18 protein-coding genes and 1 tRNA gene are annotated in these 19193 nt (G+C 68.5%); 6 read left to right on the forward strand and 13 right to left on the reverse strand.

The window, feature by feature from the left end; all coding sequences use genetic code 11:
• Nucleotides 1-41: 41 nt before the first annotated feature.
• Nucleotides 42-944 carry a LysR family transcriptional regulator gene (locus AB0G47_RS26860; RefSeq protein ID WP_360774852.1) on the reverse strand — a complete coding sequence of 301 codons (903 nt, stop codon included), beginning with the start codon at nucleotides 942-944 and terminating at the stop codon, nucleotides 42-44.
• 188 nt (nucleotides 945-1132) lie between these two features.
• On the opposite strand from AB0G47_RS26860, the gene AB0G47_RS26865 reads away from it, so the two are divergent.
• Nucleotides 1133-1438, forward strand: coding sequence for a DUF1330 domain-containing protein (locus AB0G47_RS26865; protein ID WP_360774855.1), 306 nt, complete (start codon nucleotides 1133-1135; stop codon nucleotides 1436-1438).
• A gap of 697 nt (nucleotides 1439-2135) precedes the next feature.
• Nucleotides 2136-3182 carry a Ku protein gene (locus AB0G47_RS26870; RefSeq protein WP_360774857.1) on the forward strand — a complete coding sequence of 349 codons (1047 nt, stop codon included), beginning with the start codon at nucleotides 2136-2138 and terminating at the stop codon, nucleotides 3180-3182.
• A 145-nt stretch (nucleotides 3183-3327) separates the two neighbouring features.
• Here AB0G47_RS26870 and AB0G47_RS26875 read toward each other — a convergent pair whose 3' ends face one another.
• The 6 genes from AB0G47_RS26875 to AB0G47_RS26900 all read right to left on the reverse strand — a co-directional run bounded on the left by AB0G47_RS26875 (nucleotide 3328) and on the right by AB0G47_RS26900 (nucleotide 8026).
• Nucleotides 3328-4131 carry a VOC family protein gene (locus AB0G47_RS26875; RefSeq protein WP_360774860.1) on the reverse strand — a complete coding sequence of 268 codons (804 nt, stop codon included), beginning with the start codon at nucleotides 4129-4131 and terminating at the stop codon, nucleotides 3328-3330.
• A 368-nt stretch (nucleotides 4132-4499) separates the two neighbouring features.
• Nucleotides 4500-4673, reverse strand: coding sequence for a CsbD family protein (locus AB0G47_RS26880; RefSeq protein ID WP_360774863.1), 174 nt, complete (start codon nucleotides 4671-4673; stop codon nucleotides 4500-4502).
• A 285-nt stretch (nucleotides 4674-4958) separates the two neighbouring features.
• Nucleotides 4959-5645: a DNA polymerase ligase N-terminal domain-containing protein gene (locus tag AB0G47_RS26885; RefSeq protein WP_360774866.1), complete on the reverse strand. Its 687-nt coding sequence runs from the start codon at nucleotides 5643-5645 to the stop codon at nucleotides 4959-4961.
• 121 nt (nucleotides 5646-5766) lie between these two features.
• Nucleotides 5767-6675, reverse strand: coding sequence for a non-homologous end-joining DNA ligase (gene ligD / locus AB0G47_RS26890; RefSeq protein ID WP_360774869.1), 909 nt, complete (start codon nucleotides 6673-6675; stop codon nucleotides 5767-5769).
• Nucleotides 6676-6742: 67 nt separating this feature from the next.
• Nucleotides 6743-7093 carry a PRC-barrel domain-containing protein gene (locus AB0G47_RS26895; protein WP_360774872.1) on the reverse strand — a complete coding sequence of 117 codons (351 nt, stop codon included), beginning with the start codon at nucleotides 7091-7093 and terminating at the stop codon, nucleotides 6743-6745.
• Between the two features lie 859 nt (nucleotides 7094-7952).
• A tRNA-Pro gene (locus tag AB0G47_RS26900) sits at nucleotides 7953-8026 on the reverse strand.
• A 131-nt stretch (nucleotides 8027-8157) separates the two neighbouring features.
• Between AB0G47_RS26900 and AB0G47_RS26905 the strand changes: the two genes are divergently transcribed.
• Nucleotides 8158-8886 carry a transketolase gene (locus AB0G47_RS26905; RefSeq protein ID WP_360774875.1) on the forward strand — a complete coding sequence of 243 codons (729 nt, stop codon included), beginning with the start codon at nucleotides 8158-8160 and terminating at the stop codon, nucleotides 8884-8886.
• A 167-nt stretch (nucleotides 8887-9053) separates the two neighbouring features.
• Complete coding sequence (locus tag AB0G47_RS26910) at nucleotides 9054-9959, forward strand: transketolase C-terminal domain-containing protein (protein ID WP_360774878.1); 906 nt, start codon at nucleotides 9054-9056, stop codon at nucleotides 9957-9959.
• Between the two features lie 12 nt (nucleotides 9960-9971).
• Here AB0G47_RS26910 and AB0G47_RS26915 read toward each other — a convergent pair whose 3' ends face one another.
• On the reverse strand, nucleotides 9972-10355 hold the full coding sequence (locus AB0G47_RS26915) for an MmcQ/YjbR family DNA-binding protein (RefSeq protein WP_360774880.1): 384 nt from the start codon (nucleotides 10353-10355) through the stop codon (nucleotides 9972-9974).
• A gap of 88 nt (nucleotides 10356-10443) precedes the next feature.
• On the reverse strand, nucleotides 10444-11412 hold the full coding sequence (locus AB0G47_RS26920) for an alpha/beta hydrolase (protein WP_360774883.1): 969 nt from the start codon (nucleotides 11410-11412) through the stop codon (nucleotides 10444-10446).
• A 263-nt stretch (nucleotides 11413-11675) separates the two neighbouring features.
• Between AB0G47_RS26920 and AB0G47_RS26925 the strand changes: the two genes are divergently transcribed.
• Complete coding sequence (locus tag AB0G47_RS26925; RefSeq protein ID WP_360774886.1) at nucleotides 11676-15185, forward strand: ThuA domain-containing protein; 3510 nt, start codon at nucleotides 11676-11678, stop codon at nucleotides 15183-15185.
• A gap of 9 nt (nucleotides 15186-15194) precedes the next feature.
• Complete coding sequence (locus AB0G47_RS26930; RefSeq protein WP_360774889.1) at nucleotides 15195-16079, forward strand: sugar phosphate isomerase/epimerase; 885 nt, start codon at nucleotides 15195-15197, stop codon at nucleotides 16077-16079.
• A 57-nt stretch (nucleotides 16080-16136) separates the two neighbouring features.
• On the opposite strand, the gene AB0G47_RS26935 is transcribed toward AB0G47_RS26930, so the two are convergent.
• The 4 genes from AB0G47_RS26935 to AB0G47_RS26950 form a co-directional block, all read right to left on the reverse strand.
• Nucleotides 16137-16679, reverse strand: coding sequence for a GNAT family N-acetyltransferase (locus AB0G47_RS26935; RefSeq protein ID WP_360774892.1), 543 nt, complete (start codon nucleotides 16677-16679; stop codon nucleotides 16137-16139).
• Nucleotides 16676-17239, reverse strand: coding sequence for an XRE family transcriptional regulator (locus AB0G47_RS26940; protein WP_360774895.1), 564 nt, complete (start codon nucleotides 17237-17239; stop codon nucleotides 16676-16678). The genes AB0G47_RS26935 and AB0G47_RS26940 overlap by 4 nt, the downstream gene beginning before the upstream one ends.
• A gap of 61 nt (nucleotides 17240-17300) precedes the next feature.
• A complete protein-coding gene (locus tag AB0G47_RS26945) occupies nucleotides 17301-18110 on the reverse strand; it encodes an ABC transporter ATP-binding protein (protein WP_360775130.1) in 810 nt (269 codons plus the stop codon).
• A gap of 37 nt (nucleotides 18111-18147) precedes the next feature.
• A complete protein-coding gene (locus AB0G47_RS26950; protein WP_360774897.1) occupies nucleotides 18148-19176 on the reverse strand; it encodes an ABC transporter substrate-binding protein in 1029 nt (342 codons plus the stop codon).
• Between the last annotated feature and the right edge of the window lie 17 nt (nucleotides 19177-19193).

Below are 19193 nucleotides of genomic sequence, written 5' to 3' on the forward strand. Positions count from 1 at the left end.
CTCGCCACCGCAGGCGTCCCTCTCGCTTGACCTCTTGCGCGTCAGTCCGGCAGCCAGTGCAGCTCGTGCGCCAGGGTTTTGGCGACGGCACGGATGCGGCGGTGTAGTGGCGACTGCTCGCGTGGGAGGACCAGGTGGATCGTCAGGCTGGGCGCGCCCCGCAGCGGTCGCCAGGTGAGACCGGCCGGTTGTGCCGTGGCCGCGGCTTCTCCGGCCGGGGCGAGGGTGACCCCGTCGCGCAGGTCGCGCTGAGACATGTCGAAAGAGACTGCGGGCGTGCGAAATCGGGGGTGTGGTCGGGTGTCCCGGAACAGTGCGGACAGCTGATCGTGGATCACGGGGTTGGCCGCACGGTCCGGGAGTCGCAGCGGATACGCGGCCGCGTCGGCGATCTCGATCTCCGGGTGCTCGGCCAGCGGATGGTGCTGCGCGAGCTGGACCCCGATGCGCGCACGCCGCAGCAGGAACCGGCGCACGTCACGGCCCGGCTGTTCACCGCGGGTGATCCCGGCATCGATGCGGCCGTCGGCGACCGCGGGGGAGATCTCCGGTGTCGCCATCGGGACCGCGCTGACCTCGAGTCCGCTGTTGCCGCGAATCAGCCTGTCCACCAGGGCCGGTGCCGTCTCGGCCCCGGCGCTGAGGCTGTATCCGATGCGCAGCGTGCCCAGTTCACCGGCCGCCGCGCTCCGGGCGGTGTCCCATGCCCGGTCCAGCGCCGCCAGCGCGGGCGGCGCGGACTCCGCCAAAGCCGCACCGGCCGTGGTCAATACGACGCTACGCGTGTTGCGGACCAGCAGGGCCGTACCGAGTTCCGCCTCCAATCGGCGCATCCGGGCGCTGAGTGCGGGCTGTGCGATACCGATTCGTGCGGCCGCGCGGGTGAAGTTCAACTCCTGCGCCAGCACCAGGAAATACCGCAGGCTCACCGTATCCGGCGCCACGTGCCCTCCCTGCCGATTGATAACGATCCGTTCTGAGTCTATCCCGTACCGGTCTTTCCCTCGATCGCACATCAAGCCCTAGCCTGCGCATATGACGATTCAACTGACCGCAGAAACGGTCGCCGGAATCGATCGATCTGCGTGTCAATTCGAAGTCGGACGTGTCCGGCCGAACACAGGAGGTTTCCGTGGCTAAGGGCTACTGGGTCAGTGTCTACCCCGCCATTTCCGACCCTGAGAGGCTGACTGCCTACGACAAGCTGGCCGGTCCGGCTGTCCAGGCCGGGGGCGGGCGCGTCCTGTCCCTGCTCCCGTCCCGTGGCGGTCGAGTCGTCGCCCACGAGGCCGGACTCACGCAACGCGTCGTTCTGATCGAGTTCGACAGCTTTGAACAGGCCGTCGCGGCATACGAGAGCGAGGCATACCAGAAGGCGCTGGTGGCCCTCCCTGACGGCGTCGAGCGCGACTTCCGCATCATCGATGGCATCGACTGACCGGCGGGCCCAGCCATCGCTGAGCATCCGTCACCTGATACGCACACGGTGCTGAACGACGACTCACGAGACGAGTTCGAAGCCATGCCCCGCGTCCCCGTTCGTCGTCGACGTCCTCGACGGCCTGATCCCTGTCGGGCGGATCGAAGAAGCGACGCGACGTCCGGGCCAGCTGGACTGGTTCGCCAGGTAACCGGTCGGCGTCCGCCGCTGTCAGCCGGGCAAGCGGGGCAGAATCGGGAGCCCGAACGTCCCCAGCCTTGCCAGTTCCAGCCGCGACTCGTAGATCACGAGCTCATGCATGGTCGCTGACCAGTAGCTTCCGGAATAGTGCTTCTGTCCTCGGCGCCATCGGAACGTCCGCCACGGAGTCGCCGACCTCAGCACGTCGACGGACACTGTTGTCCACGACAGGTCCTCCACGAGCTTGCCGTCGGAAAAGCGAACGCTGACTTCTACGGCGGGATCGTCCACGACGCACCCCAGCTCGGGCAGTACCTGCAAACCGCACGGCCCCAGCCCCGACGAATCGGGCAGGCAGAACCGACCTGCATCGCCTGAAAGAGTGAGTCCTCTGAACAGCGATTCTCAGCAAGTCACCACATGTGGCCTCGCTGTGCTGTCGGCGCTGAGAATATGGCGCCGGTTCTGAGAACCCACAGGTGCCATAGGTGGAGACGAAAGGGGTTGGACAGACATGGCACGTCCCGTGTGGAGCGGAACGCTGACCTTCGGCCTCGTTTCCCTGCCCGTCCAGATGTTCACCGCCACGGACAGCCACACCGTCCGCTTCCATCAGCTGCAGCGCGGCACCTCCGACCGCGTGCGCAACAAACGGGTGAATGAACGCACCGGCGAAGAAGTACCCCTAGACGAGATCGTCAAAGCCTTCGACGCCGGAGACGAGTACGTACTGGTCGAGCCGGACGAACTGGAAGACATCGCCCCGGGCCGCTCCAAGGCGCTGGAGATCACAGGGTTCGTCGATCTGAGGGACGTCCAGCCGATCTTCTTCGACAAGACGTACTACCTCGGTCCGAAGGGCAAGGAGTACACCAAGGTCTACGCCCTGCTCCAGAAAGCCCTCTCCGAAGCGGACAGCGCCGGGATCGCCACGTTCGTGATGCGCAATCACCAGTACCTCGTAGCGGTAAAGGCCGAGGCGGGCCTCCTGACGCTGCACACCCTCCACTGGGCCGACGAGATCCGTGACCCCCGCCAGGAGATCGACAACCTGCCGCAGAAGACCAAGGTCACCGACCGCGAGCTCAAGATGGCACGTCAGCTCGTGGATTCCCTCCGCATCGAGTGGAAGCCCGAAGACTTCCACGACACCTACCAGGAGCAGGTGACCACGCTCATCGAGGCCAAGCGCACAGGCGAGGCAGTCGAGAAGGCGGAACCCCCGGCCGAGTCCACCAACGTCGTGGACCTCATGGACGCACTACGGGCGAGTGTCGACCGAGCGAAGAAGCCCAAGGGACACGGCGGCAAGCGAAGCGCCGCCAACAGGTCTTCGAAGTCTTCGCCGCCGACCGACATCCGCGATGCCGCCGCCAAGCGCCGCTCCGGCGACACCGGGAAACGCAAAGGGAAGACGAGAGGTCCCTCCCTCGACTCCCTCACCAAGGCCGAGCTCTACCAACGAGCCACCGACGCCGCCGTCCAAGGCCGCTCCTCCATGAATCGCGAAGAGCTCCTGGACGCCCTCCGCGGCGCTCGGCAGCACAAAGCCACCTCGTGACGGCTGACCCGGCCTGCGGCATGCCGCAGGCCGCCCGTCGCCGCGGACCGTACGGCGCCACCGCCGTACCGCCAGGAGTACAGGAATATGCGTGCGGCGATGGATCGTCGCCTTTTGCCGCTGTCGACAGCCTCTCGCCGAGCACTCACTCAGCGGCTTGGCAATTCACCACGAACCGTGCCCCGTCCGGATCGCTCAGCACAGCCTCTCCCCCGTCAGGTGCCTCCTGCACGAGGCTGCCGCCGTGGCCCCTCGCGGCCTCGACGCACGCCGCTACGTCGGCCACGGTGAAGTGGATCTGCCAGCGGGGCCGCATTGCGGGATCACGCGCGGATTCGACCGCACCGGAATGAATGTGGGCCACCACGGCGTCGGCCCGGCTGCGCAGCACAACCTTTTCGTTCTCGTAGTGGACTTCGCAGCATCCTTCCGCCTGGGACGCCCAGCCGAGGACCTCCCCGTAGAAGATGGCCGCGTCGAAGGCATCCCGCGTGTGGAGCTCCACGAAGACCGGAGCCGCCCGGCGCCATTCCTCCCAGTCGGAGACCAGTTCACCCTCCCAGACGCCGAAGACCGCTCCGTCACGATCCGCCAGCAGGGCTGCCCGGCCCGGCGGGAACGAGATGGGCCCCACGGCGGTCGTCCCGCCGCGCTCGTGACTGCGGGCCACGGTCTCGTCCGCGTTGGACACGGCGAAGAAGGGAGTCCACGCGAAAGCCTGCTGCGCCATGCCCTCCACGGCGGACACGCCCGCCACCGGCACGCCCCCCACACTCGCGAACCTGTACTGCTCCCCGAGCCTGCCGCTGCGCCAGTCCCACCCCATGACGGCGCTGTAGAACTTCTCCGCAGCCGACAGATCACGCGTGGTCAAACTGACCCAGCAGGGCGCACCGAACACAGAACGACTGTCCACGACCTCGCTTCCGGCTGCCCTATCGCTGTTCATCTGCGTACCCGTTCTGAGGTCGATGATCACCCGCGAGCCCTTTGTGGTCCCGCCTGGACTTGTGCAGAGGGATACCACCAGAGGACCGCGATCTCCTTCCATCATGCTCCCCGACTTCGTTCCGCGTGTCGTGCAGAGCTGATGCAAGAGTCATCCCTCCCTCCGGCAGCCGGCAGAGCTGCCTGAATTGCAGCGTGGCAAAGGGAGGGAGTATTCAACGTCTCGGATATCAGCTGGCGCTGTACATGACGTCGACTGGTACATGCCGCACAGGGTTCGGATTTCTTTTGTCCGCCTTTATGTGGGGGCGTCGAATTCGGAGTTGAACGAAATTCCCCGCGACGGCGGACGGCTCACGCCGCACGAACCTACCGACCGTCCCGCTTCGCCCGGCGGGCGGCGTCGGCAGCCTCCTGCTGAGCCTTGCCCTGGGCCTGCTCCCCGCGGCCCTCCGCCTTCATGCCCGGATCGTCCAGGGCCTTGCCGGTGGTTTCCTTCATCATTCCCTTGACCTGCTTCGCTTTCGCCTTTGCCTTACGCATTGCGATCCGTCCTTACCATTTTGGGGATACATCCACACTGCGTCCTGCGCCTGGACCGCGCAAATCACTGACCTATGAGCGTCATCGCAAAGGCCTGCGGTCAGCCCGTTAGGAATTCCGGGAGGTGCCGGGGCACCGAGGAGAGCTGTACCCGCGAGAAGCCATACGGCGTAGTCGCCCAGGCCCGCCACGAGCACACCTGTCAGCCCGGCTACGACACAGGGACTTGCGCCCGCCGACGTCGCGAACAGCAAGGTCGCCGTGACAGCGTGTCCGGCAGACCGGTCACCGCTGCTCACCGCCGTTCGCGGCCCATCTGGGCGCGTTCGGATCCTCGGCGACCTGGCGCAGCGTGCGGCCGCTGCGCGCCGAGCGGGCTCGCCGCGGGTCCGGAGTTCCACCGCCCGTGCCGCGCCCGGAGCCGGTCCGAACGAGCAGCCACGTCGGCTTCCCCGCGGACCCACCGCTCTTCTCCTCGCGGCCGTGGAACCGGGTGAGGGCGAACTGCCCGTGCAGCTTCTTGCCGTGCAGATCGAATGTGGCATGGCCCTTTTCCAGGGCCTCGCCGAAGAGCACCGGCCGGTCGCGCTTGTCGTGACTGGTCGGACGGTAGGTGCCGCGGTCCCAGACGATGACGGTCCCGCCACCGTACTCGCCCTCGGGAATCACGCCTTCGAAGTCGCGGTACTCCAGGGGATGGTCCTCAGTGGGGATGGCGAGCCGCTTGTCGTGCGGATCCGTGGAAGGACCCTTGGGGACCGACCAGGACTTGAGCACACCGTCGACCTCGAGACGGAAGTCGAAATGCATCGTGCTCGCGTCGTGGATCTGCACCACGAACGTCGGCCCGTCTTCAGCCTCCGGAGCCTCCGGCGCGGCTTCGTCCTGCGCCGTCCGCTCGCCGCCGGGCTCGCTCGTCCTGTCGAAGTTCCGCTTCCTACGGTAGGCCCGCAGGCCATCCTTCTCACTCACGGCGGCCCTCCTTCTGTCGGCTCGCCCCTGTCAGCTCGCTGATGCGTTCGAACACCGGGAGCCCGTGACCGTCACCGTCCCGCATCCCTCAGCTCATCATGATCCGCCCCGCCCGCGCCGCTCACTCCGCCAAGGCCTGCAGCCGCCGGTTCGCCGTGCTCACGCCCCTCGCACGCCGTGAGAGTCCCGACCAAGGGTTCTTCTCGAGGCGGTCTCCGAGGTCGGTCACCGTCCAGCTGCGGGCGGTGAGCCCCGGTGCATCCAGTTCATCCCAGGCCAACGGAACCGCGACGGGGGCACTCGGCCTGGACCGGACAGCGAAGGGAGCGACGACGGTCTGGGCGTATCCGTTGCGCGCGACGTCCAGGTACAAACGCCCCTTGCGGGCGTCCTTGCGGGCCTCTGTCGTCAACTCCCGCGCGTGGCGTGCCGCCAGCGTCTGCGCGGCAGAGCGGGCGAAGGCGAGCACGTCGTCGGCGTCATCGCGCCGGTTGAGCGGTACGACGACGTGCAGACCGCGTGAGCCCGTCGTCATCAGGCCCGAGGGAAGGTCCAGCTCGTCAAGCAGTTCATGCAGGCGATGAGCCGCATGGCGTACGGGCTCGAAGTCGTCAGCGGGCGGGTCCAGGTCGAAGACCAGGCGGTCGGGGTTGCGCGGCTTGTCGGCGCGGCTCAGCCAGCGGTGCGGAGTAATACACGCCTGGCCCGCGAGGTAGACGAGGGTCGCTGTGTCGTCGCAGACCACATGCGTTACTTCGCCTCCCTCCTTGGCCACGGTGGCGCGGCTGATCCAGTCGGGGAAGTAGTCGGAGACCTCCTTCTGATAGAAGCGGTCCGCGTCGATCCCGTCCGGCATCCGCTCCAGCATCAAGGGCCTGCCGCGCAGCTCAGGCAGCATGCGCGACGCCACGCGCCGGTAGTACTCGGTGAGATCGGCCTTGGTGATGCCATCCTGCGGGAACAGCTCCTTCTCCGGCCGATTCACTTCCACCTTGCGTCGTCCGACCCGTAGTTCAAGGGTGGCGCTCACGTGTCACCGCCTCCTTCGCAGCGCGCTGCCGCCGGCTTTCCCCGCGAGTACCCACCCGACAGCAGAACTACATGTGCGGCTGGTTGTAGTAGCGGGCGAACTGTTCCAGATAGGTGGGCTCGCTGCCGTATTTGGCCTCGTCGAATTCCGGGGCCGCTTTGATCTGCTCCTTCGTCCGATTCACGTAGACCTTTTCCTCTACGGTGTCGATGCGCTTGATGGTCCCCGCCGGCAGCAAGACGTGTTTGCCGAAGATCCAGACCCCGGTGTCGACGACCAGGTGCGCGGAGCCGACGTCTTCCGAGTGCTTGTCGATCTTCCCGATGTGGCCATCGGTGGCCTCGACCTTGTAGCCGATGAGGTCGATCCCCTGCTCGTACCCTGAGGTGGGGTGGTAGCCCCAGATGTCGTCGCTCACGAAACTGCCTCTCTCACACGGACACGGTGCCGGAAATGCACCATTTCGCACTGAACGTACGTCTGCCATGGAGGCGCTGCCACCGGATGCATCCCGGTCAACAGCCCGGGTGGTCCGCAGGCGGCCCCGTTCCGTTCGAAGAAGCGCAGGGCACGCGCCGTGTGTCCCCGGCGCCCGCCGCCAGTGGCCGTCGGCGTCCAGGCTGGTACATGACATGGGACTCCTCTCCGTCGAAGTCAGGCGGTCAGGAGATCCGGTAAGGCTGGGCCGCTGCCTGTCGGAACGTCAGGCAGCGGGCGCGTGTAGCCGTACTCGCCCGCGGTGACCTCGGTCGTCACCGCTTGCCGGGGGGGGCGGCCCGCGTTGCGCAGGACCCGGTGCATGACTGCCTCGTCGCGTGGTCCGACAGCCGGAACGCAAGTGGCCCAGCTCCCCACCGGCACCACCATCCGTCGTCGGTCGACCGTCGCTTCGGAAGCCGGGTAACCGCCCTGACGCCCGAGGAAACACCGGGGCCCTTACAGCCGCGCCTGGATATGAAGCGTCGCGGTCGGCGACAGTGCCACTCGATGAACTGACCGTGGCTGTGCTCGCGTTGGCATGCCGGTCCGGGAGCTTGGGCTCAGCTCGCGGTCGAGTCCTTGGCCAGTGCGTCCATGAAGAAGCCGAGTTCCTGCGGCGCACTCGCGTCCCGCCAAGGGGACTCACAGGAGCAGCCACCCCAAGCCGATCCCTCGGTGACCTGCACAGCAGCTCGCTACCGCGATCAACCTCTGGATGGCGGGTACGACAAGGCGTGGAGTCCCCAACACGAAGTAGGGGCCATCCGAAGATGACCCCTACCTGCGACTCTTTCGAGTCGGGACGACAGGATTTGAACCTGCGACCCCTTGACCCCCAGTCAAGTGCGCTACCAAGCTGCGCCACGTCCCGTTGCCCGTGTGACCTGGGGTTTCCCCCTGGCCGAACGCGCACCGAAACAATACCGCACTCCGGCCGGTGATCGCTCACGCCTTTCCCGCCCTGTTGACCTCAAGCGAGCTTGAGGTTGCACGCTCGGTGGCATGACGACGACAACGGAACGCCGACACGCGTACGGATACGCCGATCTGCCGGGCCTCATGGCGCAGATGACCGGGGACGAGAAGCACGGGCCCGCCGCGACCTCGACCCTCGACGCCCTCTGGGTGCTCTACGACAGGGTGCTCAGGGTCACACCGGAGCGCGCGGACGCCCCGGAGCGCGACCGGTTCCTGCTCTCCAAGGGGCACGGGCCCATGGCGTACTACGCCGTCCTCGCCGCCAAGGGCTTCGTACCGGTCGACTGGCTCGAGGGCTTCGGGGCGTACGACTCTCCGCTGGGGCACCATCCGGACCGGGTGCTCGTGCCGGGGGTCGAGATCGGGAGCGGGTCGCTCGGGCACGGTCTTCCGCTCGCGGTGGGCACGGCGCTGGGACTCGGGGCGCGCGGGCTCGCCGAGCCGCGGGTGTGGGTGCTCGTGGGGGACGCGGAGCTCGACGAGGGCAGCAATCACGAGGCCATCGCCTTCGCGGGTCCTTCCGGTCTTGAGCGGCTGCACGCCGTTGTGATCGACAACGCCTCCGCACGGCATGCCAGGCCCGGCGGCATCGCCGCACGCTTCGAGGCCGCCGGGTGGTCGGCCCAGACCGTCGACGGCCGTGATCACGACGCGCTGTACGCGGCGTTCACCGCGCCGCATCCGGGGCGGCCGCACGTGGTCGTGGCGCGGGTCGAGCCGAAGGGCCCGGTGAGCGAGCCCAAGATCGCCTGAGGCCTGACCGCCGCCCGAGGGCCTCAGTCATCTGACCGCCGCCCGAGGGCCTCGGCCGGCTGACCACCGCCCGAGAGCCTCAGCCGTACCGCCGCCCACGGACCCGCCCCGCTCCTCCCCCTCCCCCCCCCACTCCCACGTCAGCTTCTCTCGGAGGTACCTCTGTCATGGACACCATGCGTGATCGCTTCGCCCCCGTCGTCTCGCGGCTGCTCGACGAAGACCCCCGTGTCGCCGTCGTCCTCGCCGAGATCGGAGCGGACGCGTTCAAGGACACCCGGCGCAAGCACCCGGACCGGGTGATCAACGTCGGGATACGGGAGCAGCTGCTCGTCGGCGCCGGGGCCGGTCTCGCCCTCGCCGGTCTGCGGCCCGTCGTGCACACCTTCGCGAGCTTTCTCGTGGAGCGGCCGTTCGAGCAGCTGAAACTGGACTTCGGGCACCAGGGCGTGGGCGGGGTGCTGGTCAGCGCGGCCGCCTCGTTCGACTGGCCCGCCGGCGGCTTCACCCATATGTCACCGGGCGACGTGGCGCTGCTCGACACCCTGGACGGCTGGACCGTGCATGTGCCGGGGCACCCGGACGAGGCGGAGACCCTGCTGCGGCACGCGGTCGCCGCGGGCGACGACAATGTCTACGTCCGTCTTTCGGTGCAGTCGAACGCTCAGGCCCTGGCGGTCGACGGGGCACGCTTCCGCACCGTGCGCGAGGGCCGTGCCGGGGTCGTGATCGCCGTGGGCCCGATGCTGGACAACGTCCTCGCCGCGACCGAGGGGCTCGACGTCGGCGTGCTCTACGCGACCACCGTGCGGCCTTTCGACGCGGAGGCCCTGCGCCGGGCCGTGGGGGCGGCGCATGCCGCCGACGTCGTGATCGTCGAGCCCTATCTGGCCGGAACCTCCACCGCCGCCGCGAACGACGCGCTGGCCGACCTCCGGCACCGGGTGCTCGGGCTCGGCGTCGGCCGCGCCGAGCTGCGCCGCTATGGGCAGATCGACGAGCACCTGGCCGCGCACGGCCTCGACGCGCGGTCCCTGCGGGAGCGGATCACCGGGTTTCTGGGGGCCGCGTAGGGCGATCCCGCGTCAGTCCGTCGGCGGCACACCCACCTCCGGATAGGCGTCCAGGAGCCGGGTGGGGGCGGCTTGGCGCCAGGAGTCGGCGAGGATGTCGGTCAGCTCGGCCGTGTCGAGCGCCGCGAGGCGTGCGCGCACCCAGGCGAACATCGCCTCGTGGTCGGCGATCCAGAACTTGTCCGGCTCCGCGAGGACCAGCTCGTCCCGCTCCTCCTTCGGGCAGCGCACGGCGATGGACGTCTCGTCCTCGGGCAGCGTGGCGAACATCTTCCCGGCCACCCGGAAGGTGGGCATGCTCCAGGCGATCTTCTCCGTCGTATCCGGCAGGGCCAGCGCGATACGGCGTACGTCGTCGCCCGTGACATGGGCGGCTTTGGCATGAGCTCGAGACATGCCATGAACGTTAGCCAACGCCACTGACAGCGGCCCTCCGAAGGCCCTTCAGGGCTGCCGCCGATACGCGCCGGACCCGCCCCTCCCCTCACAGCACGCGCTTGTCCAGCCAGGCCGTCAGGTCCTGCTGCACCTCGTCCCTGTTCGTCTCGTTGAGGATCTCGTGGCGTGCCCGTTCGTACCCCTTCCACGTGAGGTCGCCCACGCCCACGTACCGGAAGTCCTCCAGGAGTTCATGGACCAGCGTCATCCCCTGGTTGCAGGGGTCGTCCGTGCCGACCGCGATGTGTACGGGCAGGTCGGCCGGGATCCTGGCCAGGTTCCGCGGGTCGTTGATCTTGCGCACGGCGCGCACCCAGTCCAGGCAGAGCCCCGCGGAGAACGGGAATCCGCAGCGCTCGTCGGCGACGTACACGTCGACCTCGGCCTCGTCGCGCGAGAGCCACTCGAAGCCGGTGCGGTGCGGGTACGGGTCGTTGAAGGAGGCGAAGAGTTCGGGGATGTACGAGGAGAGCGCCGTCCGGCCGTGGTCGGCGATCTCCCGCTCCAGGCGGGCGATCGACTCCTCGGTCTCGACTCCGGGCAGGGAGCGGAAGGTTCCGGAAAGGATGAGGCCCGCGAGGCCGTCGGCGTACTCCTGGGCGTAGTCCCTGGCGAGATGCGAGCCGAGGCTGTGGCCGAGCAGGAAGAACGGGGTGTCGGGGTGCAGCGCGCGCACCTGGTCGCCGATCGCCTTGAGGTCGTCGACGATGGCGCGCCAGCTGTCGGCGCCGTCGGCGGGACTTGAACCCGTCACTCCGTAGCCGCCGGTCGACTGGGCCGTGGCGCCGTGGCCGCGGTGGTCGGAGGCGATGACTCCGTAGCCGTTCGCCGCCAGATGGCGGGCGAACCGGTCGTAGCGCAGGGCGTGTTCGCCCGCGCCGTGCGCGATCTGCACGAAGGCGCGCGGCCTGCCCTCCGGCAGCCAGGTGTAGGTGGCGATCGGTACGCCGTCGGCCGCGTTCACGACTCCGACGGTGTACGCGGCGGGTGCGGACGTGGCGGCGTGGTCTGGCATGGGACGACTCCCTGTACGACGTGAGCGACACAGCTTCCTGGTGGTCAACCCTCCCCCGCGTGCGGGGCCTCATACCAGTGCCCGGCCACCGGCTCCCGCGGCGGCTCCCTCCTCACGCCAGACCCTTCCGACCCATTGACCCTCCGTCAGAGCGGCTCCTACGCTGAGCAACACGCTTGAGAAAGCGCTTTCTAGCTCAACTCGCACACTCACCGCACACCCGGCTACCGGCAGCCGTCCACCCGCCAAGCCCAGGGAGCGCCATGAGTTCCACGAGTCCCACCGTGCCGAGAACGGGCACGGGTCCCACCGCACTCAGACCCCTGCTCGCGATCGTCGCCCTGCTCGCCCTCGTCATCGGTCTCGGCCTCACCGCCCCGCCCCGGGCGGCGGCGCAAGGAGAGCCGGCGGCCGCGGCGGCCCCCTACCGTGTCCTGGTCTTCTCCAAGGTCACGAACTTCCCCCATGACTCGATCCCCGCGGGCATCGAGGCCATCAAGAAGCTCGGCAGCGAGAACGGCTTCGAGGTCGAGGCCACCGACGACGCGGCGGCCTTCACCGACGCCCATCTCGCCCGCTTCCAGGCCATCGTCTTCAACAACACCAACTCCACCCCGGAGAAGGGCGATCTGCTGAACGCCGAGCAGCGTGCGGCCTTCCAGAAGTACGTCCGCGGGGGCGGCGGCTGGGTCGGGCTGCACGCGGCGTCGGCCAGCGAGCGGGACTGGAGCTGGTACGAGGGTCTGGTCGGCGCGATCTTCGACAAGCACCCCGAAGTACAGACCGGGCGGATCAAGGTGCTCGACCACGCGCACCCCTCCACCAAGGGCCTCCCTGAGCTCTGGGAGCGCACGGAGGAGTGGTACAACTGGCGCGCCAATCCGACGGGCAAGGTGCACACGCTCGCCCAGGTCAAGGTGCGCGACGGCGTCACGGGCCTCGACGAGGGCGTCGACCAGCCGTGGTCCTGGTGCCAGAACTATGACGGCGGCCGCTCCTGGTACACGGCAGGCGGCCACGCCAAGTCGGCCTTCCAGGAAGAGGGTTTCCTCCGGCACATTCTCGGCGGCATCGAGTGGGCCGCGGGCAACAAGCCCGGCGACTGCACCGCCACCAAGACCGGTGCCTTCCAGCGCACGCCGCTCGCCACGAACGATCTGGCGGACCCCTTCGAGCTGGCCGTCGCCCCCGACCGCCGGGTGTTCTTCGTCCAGCGCACCGGGAAGCTCAAGATCATCGACCAGGAGACGCTGAAGGTCACCACGGCGCTCGACTTCGACTACACCCCCGAGATGACGAGCCAGTCGGACGGGCTGCTCGGCCTCGCGCTCGACCCGAAGTTCAAGGACAACCACTGGCTCTATCTCCTGAACTCCGACAAGACCGAGAAACGCATCAATCTGTCCCGCTTCACCGAATCGGGCGGGAAGGTCGATCCGGCCACCGAGAAGCGCCTGTTGACCATTCCCACCTGGCGCGGCGAGGGCCGGGCGAACTCGCACATGGCGGGCTCCATCGCCTTCGACAAGAAGGGCGACCTGTACATCGCGACGGGTGACAACACTGATCCGTTCGCGTCGGACGGATTCAGCCCGATCGACGAGCGCGAAGGGCGCCGCGCCTGGGACGCGCAGGGCACCTCGGGCAATACGAACGACCTGCGCGGAAAGATTCTGCGGATCACGCCGAAGGACGACGGGACGTATTCCGTCCCCGAAGGCAATCTCTTCGCGCCGGGCACGGACAAGACACGGCCCGAGGTCTACGCGATGGGCATGCGCAATCCCTTCCGCATCACCACGGACCCGTTGAGCGGCGCCCTGCTGGTGGCCGACTACGGTCCCGACGCGAAGGCGGCCGTCGCCGACCGCGGTCCCGAGGGGACGGTCGAGTTCAACCGCATCACCAAGGCGGGCCATTACGGCTGGCCGTACTGCGTCGGCGACAACACCCCGTTCAACGACTACGACTTCGCGACGAAGACGTCGGGCGCGAAATTCGACTGCGCGAAGCTCGTGAACGATTCGCCGAACAACACGGGCCTGCGCGATCTGCCGCCGGCGCAGCCCGCGAGCGTCTGGTACGCGTACTCGGCGTCCAAGGAGTTCCCCGAGCTCGGTACGGGTGGCGGCGGCCCGATGAGCGGTCCCGTCTATGACTACGACGCGGACAACACGTACAAAACGAAGTTCCCCGAGTACTTCGAGGGGAAGTGGTTCAACTACGAGCTGACGCGGCAGTGGTTCAAGGTCTTCTCGATGCAGGAGAAGGACCAGACGTTCACCGATCCGCGCTTCGAGCCCGCGAAGGCGGGCGATCTGAACTCGATCAACTCCATTTTCCCGGACATGAAATGGAATCAGCCTTTCGACGCCGACTTCGGTCCTGACGGTGCGATGTACGTCATCGACTTCGGGCTCGGCAGCGGCACCGGCCGCGGAGGCAGCAATGAGGGCGCGGGCATCTACCGCATCGACTACGTGGCCGACAAACGCCTCCCGGACGCCCGCGTGAGCGCCACTCCGGACAACGGCACGGTCCCACTGACGGTGAAGTTCTCCAGCAAGGGTTCGGGGCTGCCCGACGGCAAGCCCGTGACGTACGCCTGGGACTTCGACGGCGACGGCACGACCGACTCGACCGAGGCGGAACCGACGTACACGTACACCGAGAAGGGCCAGTTCAGCGCCCGTCTGAAGGTGACGGGTCCGGGCGATCTGAGCGGTCTTGCCGTACAGGAGATCACCGTCGGGAACACCCGGCCCGTGGTGACGATCCAACAGCCCCCGAACGGCGGGACGTTCAGCTTCGGGGACACGATCCCGTTCAAGATCAAGGTGACCGACAAGGAGGACGGGCCGATCGACTGCAAGAAGGTCGTCGTGCAGTCCCAGCTCGGGCACGACACCCATCTGCATCCGCTGGACAACTACACCGGCTGCGCGGGCGAGATCGTGACGGACGCCGGGGACAGCCACGGTCCCGGCCAGAACCTCTACTACGGGATCACCGCCCAGTACGAGGACAAGGGCGCGGACGGAGTGCCCGCGCTGACGGGGTCCGCCTCGCTGACGCTGCGGACGTCCTTCCGCGAGGCGGAGCACCGTACGAGCACCGGCGGCGCGCACGAAGGTGCCGTGACCGGTGACCGCGCGGACGCGTCCGGCGGCAAGCGGCTCATCGAGATCGAGGACGGCGACTGGGTCGCCTTCGACCCGGTGCACCTCAAGGGCGTCGACTCCGTGACCGTGGGGGCGGCTTCGGGCGGGCTCGGCGGCGACATCGAGTTCCGGGCCGGGTCCCCCACGGGTGAGCTGCTCGGCAAGGTGAGCGTGCCGAACACGGGCGGCTGGGGCAATGTCGTGTCACCGACCACCGAACTGGCCGACCACGACGGCACGACGAAGCTGTACGCCGTGTTCACCAACCCCCAGTGGTCGGCGGAGAAGCCCGACCTGTTCGCGCTCGACTGGCTGCACTTCAACGGCCCCGGGGTCGAGAAGAACACGGGTGCGAAGGTGTCGGTCAAGGCGGCCCCTGACAGTGGCACGGCGCCCCTCGCCGTCAAGCTCACGAGCGAGGTGAAGCTCCCCGACGGCCGCACTGCCGCCGCGTACCACTGGGACTTCGGCGACAACTCCAAGCCCGGCGGCACCGAGAGCGGCAGCGCCGAGCACACGTACGCGCGCGTGGGCACGTACACGGCGCATCTGACCGTCACGGACGACAAGGGCGACACGACGACCGGCGCGGTCCGGATCACGGTGAAGTGAGGGGTGGACATGAGGAGTTCAGGTCCGAACGGAACAGGTCCGAACGGAACCAGAAGAGCGTTTCTCGGTACGTCACTGGGGCTCGCGGCGGCGGTCGGTACCGCACTGCCCGCTCGCGCCGATGACACCTCCCGGCGCCGGCGCATCCCGCGCGGCGGCATCGGCATGCATCTCTACACGATGCGCACCGCCCTCGCGCAGGACTTCGCGGGCACTCTGGAGCAGCTCGCGGAGATCGGCTACGCGACGGTCGGTGTGAGCGGCCGACACGGGTACGGCGCGGCCGACATCCGGCGGATGCTCGACGCGGTGGAGCTGCGGGCGGTCCTCGAGCATGTCTCCTACGACACGCTCAAGGGCGCCGGGCTGCCCCAGGCGCTCGCGGATCTGCACACGCTCGGCGCGAAGTGGCCCGTGGTGCCGAGCCTGCCCGGCGCGCTGCACACGCCGGACGGATACCGGGAAGCGGCACGGGAGTTCAACCGGATCGGGCAGGCGTCGCGCGACGCGGGCCTGGGGCGGCTGCTGTTCCACAACCACGGCACGGACCATGCGGTGGTCGAAGGCACGAGCCTGTACGACATCCTCGTGACGGAGACCGACCCGGAGCTCGTCGGCTTCGAGCTGGACGTGTACTGGGCGGCCAAGGGCGGCGCGGATCCGGCGGCGTACTTCGTACGTCACCCTCGTCGCTTCCCCGCGCTCCATGTGAAGGACATGGCGGCGGACGGCGGCTTCGCCGATGTCGGTTCGGGGACGCTGGACTTCGCCGCGATGTTCGACAACGCGCAGGTGGGCGGCGTCCGGCAGTGGCTGGTGGAGCACGACAGCCCGACCGATCCGTTCGCCACGGCACGCAACAGTTACGGGTATCTGGCGGCGCTGCGGTACTGACGTGCCGGATCCGGCTGGGGTGCCCCCCCGAACCGCCCACCTTCTTAAAGAGGCTTCTCAATGAAGCTTCTTAAAGAAGACAGTCGTCGGGTGGAGCGCCCCGGCCGGATCCGTCGCGTAGTCCGGGATCACTCCGGCCGCCGTCCAACCCCCCGCCCGGTACAGCGACTCGGCGGGGCTGCCCGTCTCGGTGTCGAGGATCAGGAGGGTCATGTCCGCCTCGGCCGCCGTGCGTTCCGCGGCGGCCAGGAGCGTGCGGGCCAGGCCCTGGCCGCGTGCGGAACGGTGGACCATCAGTTTGAGGATCTCGGCGCGGTGCCTGCCGTTGGGCTTGTCCGTGAAGCCAAGGCTCACGGTCCCGGTGATCCGTTCCGCGTCGCGCGCGGCCCAGACGGCGAGCCGCCCCTGCGCGACCGCCGGGGCCAGGCCCCGCCACCAGTCCGCGGCGTCCTGCCGGTCGAGCGGCGCGAGGAAGCCGAGGGAGGAGCCGCCGTCCACGACGTCGGCGAGCAGGGCGGCCAACTCGTCGGCGGCCGCGAGGAGTTCGTCGGCGGACAGGCGTTCCACGTGCGCCAGGTCCGTGCGCGTCGGTGCCGTCATCGCGCGACCACCACCAGCGCGTACCGCACGGCCTTGCGCCCCTGACAGCGGAACCGCGTCGGCCCCCAGAGCCGGAACCGCAAGCAGTCACTCGCCTGCAAGTGGTGCTCCTCGCCCTGGACGGTGATCTCAAGCGCCCCGTCGAGCACCCAGATGTGCTGCTCGATGCCGGGCACGGGAGGCCGGTCGTAGGCGACGTCCGCGCCCGGTTCGAGGCGCCCCTCGACGAGTTCGCCGCGCAGGCCCGTGTGCGGCGGCGACACCGACCGCCGTACGAAGCCGGACGCGCCGTCCGTCCACACGCTCTGCTCGGCGGCGCGCACCAGCTGCGCGGGCTCGGCCTCCACCTCGCTCAGGAGCTGCGACATGGTGCGTCCATAGACGGCGCAGAGCCGGTTGAGGAGGGACGCGGTGGGGCTGATCTCCGCGCGCTCGGCCCGCGACAGGGTGGAGCGGCTCACTCCGCTGCGGTCCGCCAACTCGCCGAGCGACCAGCCGTGTTGGGCGCGCAGCTCGGCGAGGCGCGCGGCGAGCCGTTCATCGACCTCATCCTGTTCCATATTCGGCACGCTATCCCGAATATGAGACGTGCGGCAATGCTCGTCCTCGGTGGCCCCTGCCTCACTCGTGCGCGGACGCCGCCCCCAGCAGATCGCGGATGCGCCCCGTGGCCTCGCGGAACTCGCCCGTCGCCAGCGTCGTCGCGTACGAACGCTCCGGTGGCAGACCGACATCGATGATCTCCGTGACCGTCCCGGGGCGCGGGCTCATCACCACGACGCGGTCCGCGAGATAGACGGCCTCCGCGATCGAGTGGGTGACCAGGAGCACCGTCGTGCCGGTCTCGCGCCAGATCCGGTTCAGCTCCACGTTCATCTGCTCGCGCGTGAGCGCGTCGAGCGCCCCGAAGGGCTCGTCCATCAGGAGCACCGGCGGCTCGTGAAGGAGCGCCCGGCAGAGGGCGACGCGTTGCTGCATGCCACCGGACAACTCGTGCGGATAGGCGTCCTCGAAGCCGCCGAGGCCGGTCATCCGGATCAGATCGTCGGTACGCGCGCGTGCCTGCGCCGCGGGGATCCTGCGCATCTCCGCCTGGAGCAGGATGTTGCGCCGGGCCGAGCGCCAGTCGAGCAGCGCGGCACGCTGGAAGACGTAACCGATGTCGCGCCGCGGCCCGCGCACCCGCTCACCGCCCAGGAGCACGTCCCCCGAAGAGGGCGCGAGCAGCCCGGCGACCAGCTTCAGAAGGGTGGACTTGCCGCAGCCCGACGGCCCGACGATCGCCACGAACTCGCCCGCACCGACGTCGAGGGAGACCTCGCGCAGCGCGGTGACGTCCTTCTTCTTCGTACGGAAGCGGACGGCGACGTCGGCCAGGCGCACGGCGGGCACCCCTCCCGCCGCCGGCACACGCACCTCGTCGCTCACCATCTTGAGCGTCACATCCTTCGCCATTCCCTGCCGCCCCTCAGCCCTTGATCCCCTTGGCCGCGTCCCAGTACTCCGCGACGGGCTTGGCCTTCTTGACCATGCCGGCCTCCGCGAAGACGTCGATCGTCTGCTGCCAGTCCGCCTCGGTGTTGGCACCCGGCGCCTTCCCCTGGGTCGCGTCGGTGTGCAGCAGGGTCAGCGTGGTCTTGAACTGCTCGGAAAGGACGGATTCCGGGGGCAGTTGCTCGGACGCGCCCTCCATGGCGGCGACCGCGGGCTCCGGGTTCTTCTCGGCGGCCGCCCACGACTCGCTGACCGCCTTGGTCATACGCTGGGCCAGATCGCCGTTCCCCTGAAGGGTCTTGGGCCCGGCGATGAGGCCGTTGGAGTAGAAGTTCAGGCCGTTCTCGGAGAAGCGCAGATACGAGACGTCCTTCTTCGCCTTGTTCTGCATGGTGGGCCCCTGGTCGCTCGCGTAGCCGAGCAGTGCGTCCGTCTTGCCGGAGATCACCGCGGCGATCTTGCCCGCCGGGTCGGTGTTCTGGACCTTGACGTCGGACAGCTCCATGCCGTTCTTCTGCAGGAAGATCGGGAAGGTCTTGGTGAGCGCGTCGCCGGCCGTGCCCGCGATCGTCTTGCCCTTGAGGTCGGCGGCCGACTTGATGTCCTGCGCCGCGAAGGACTGCACGGAGGCGGGCGTCGTCTGCAGGAAGACGCCGAGGCTCTTGACCTTCACGCCCTGGTCGACACCGGCGAGCACCGCGGGTGTGTCCGCCCAGCCGAAGTCGGTCTGCCCGGCGCCGGTGGCCTGCACGGTCTTCTGCGAGCCCTGGCCCGCCCTGATCTCCAGGTCGATGCCGTGCTTCTCGAAGATCTTCTGCTTCGCTCCGTAGTAGAACGGCGCGTGTTCGCCGTACGGATACCAGTTGAGCGTCAGCGTCACCTTGTCGAGCTCCTTGCCGGAGTCGCTGGTGCTCGTCTTGTCGTCGTCGCCGCCGCAGGCCGTCGCGGTCACCGCGACGAGAGCCAGGGGGACGAGGCCGGTGAGCAGTCTGCGCGCGTGCATGGGACGGCCCTTCTCGC

The organism is Streptomyces sp. NPDC021622, from assembly GCF_040640795.1.
In the GTDB taxonomy this organism is placed as follows: Bacteria; Actinomycetota; Actinomycetes; order Streptomycetales; family Streptomycetaceae; genus Streptomyces.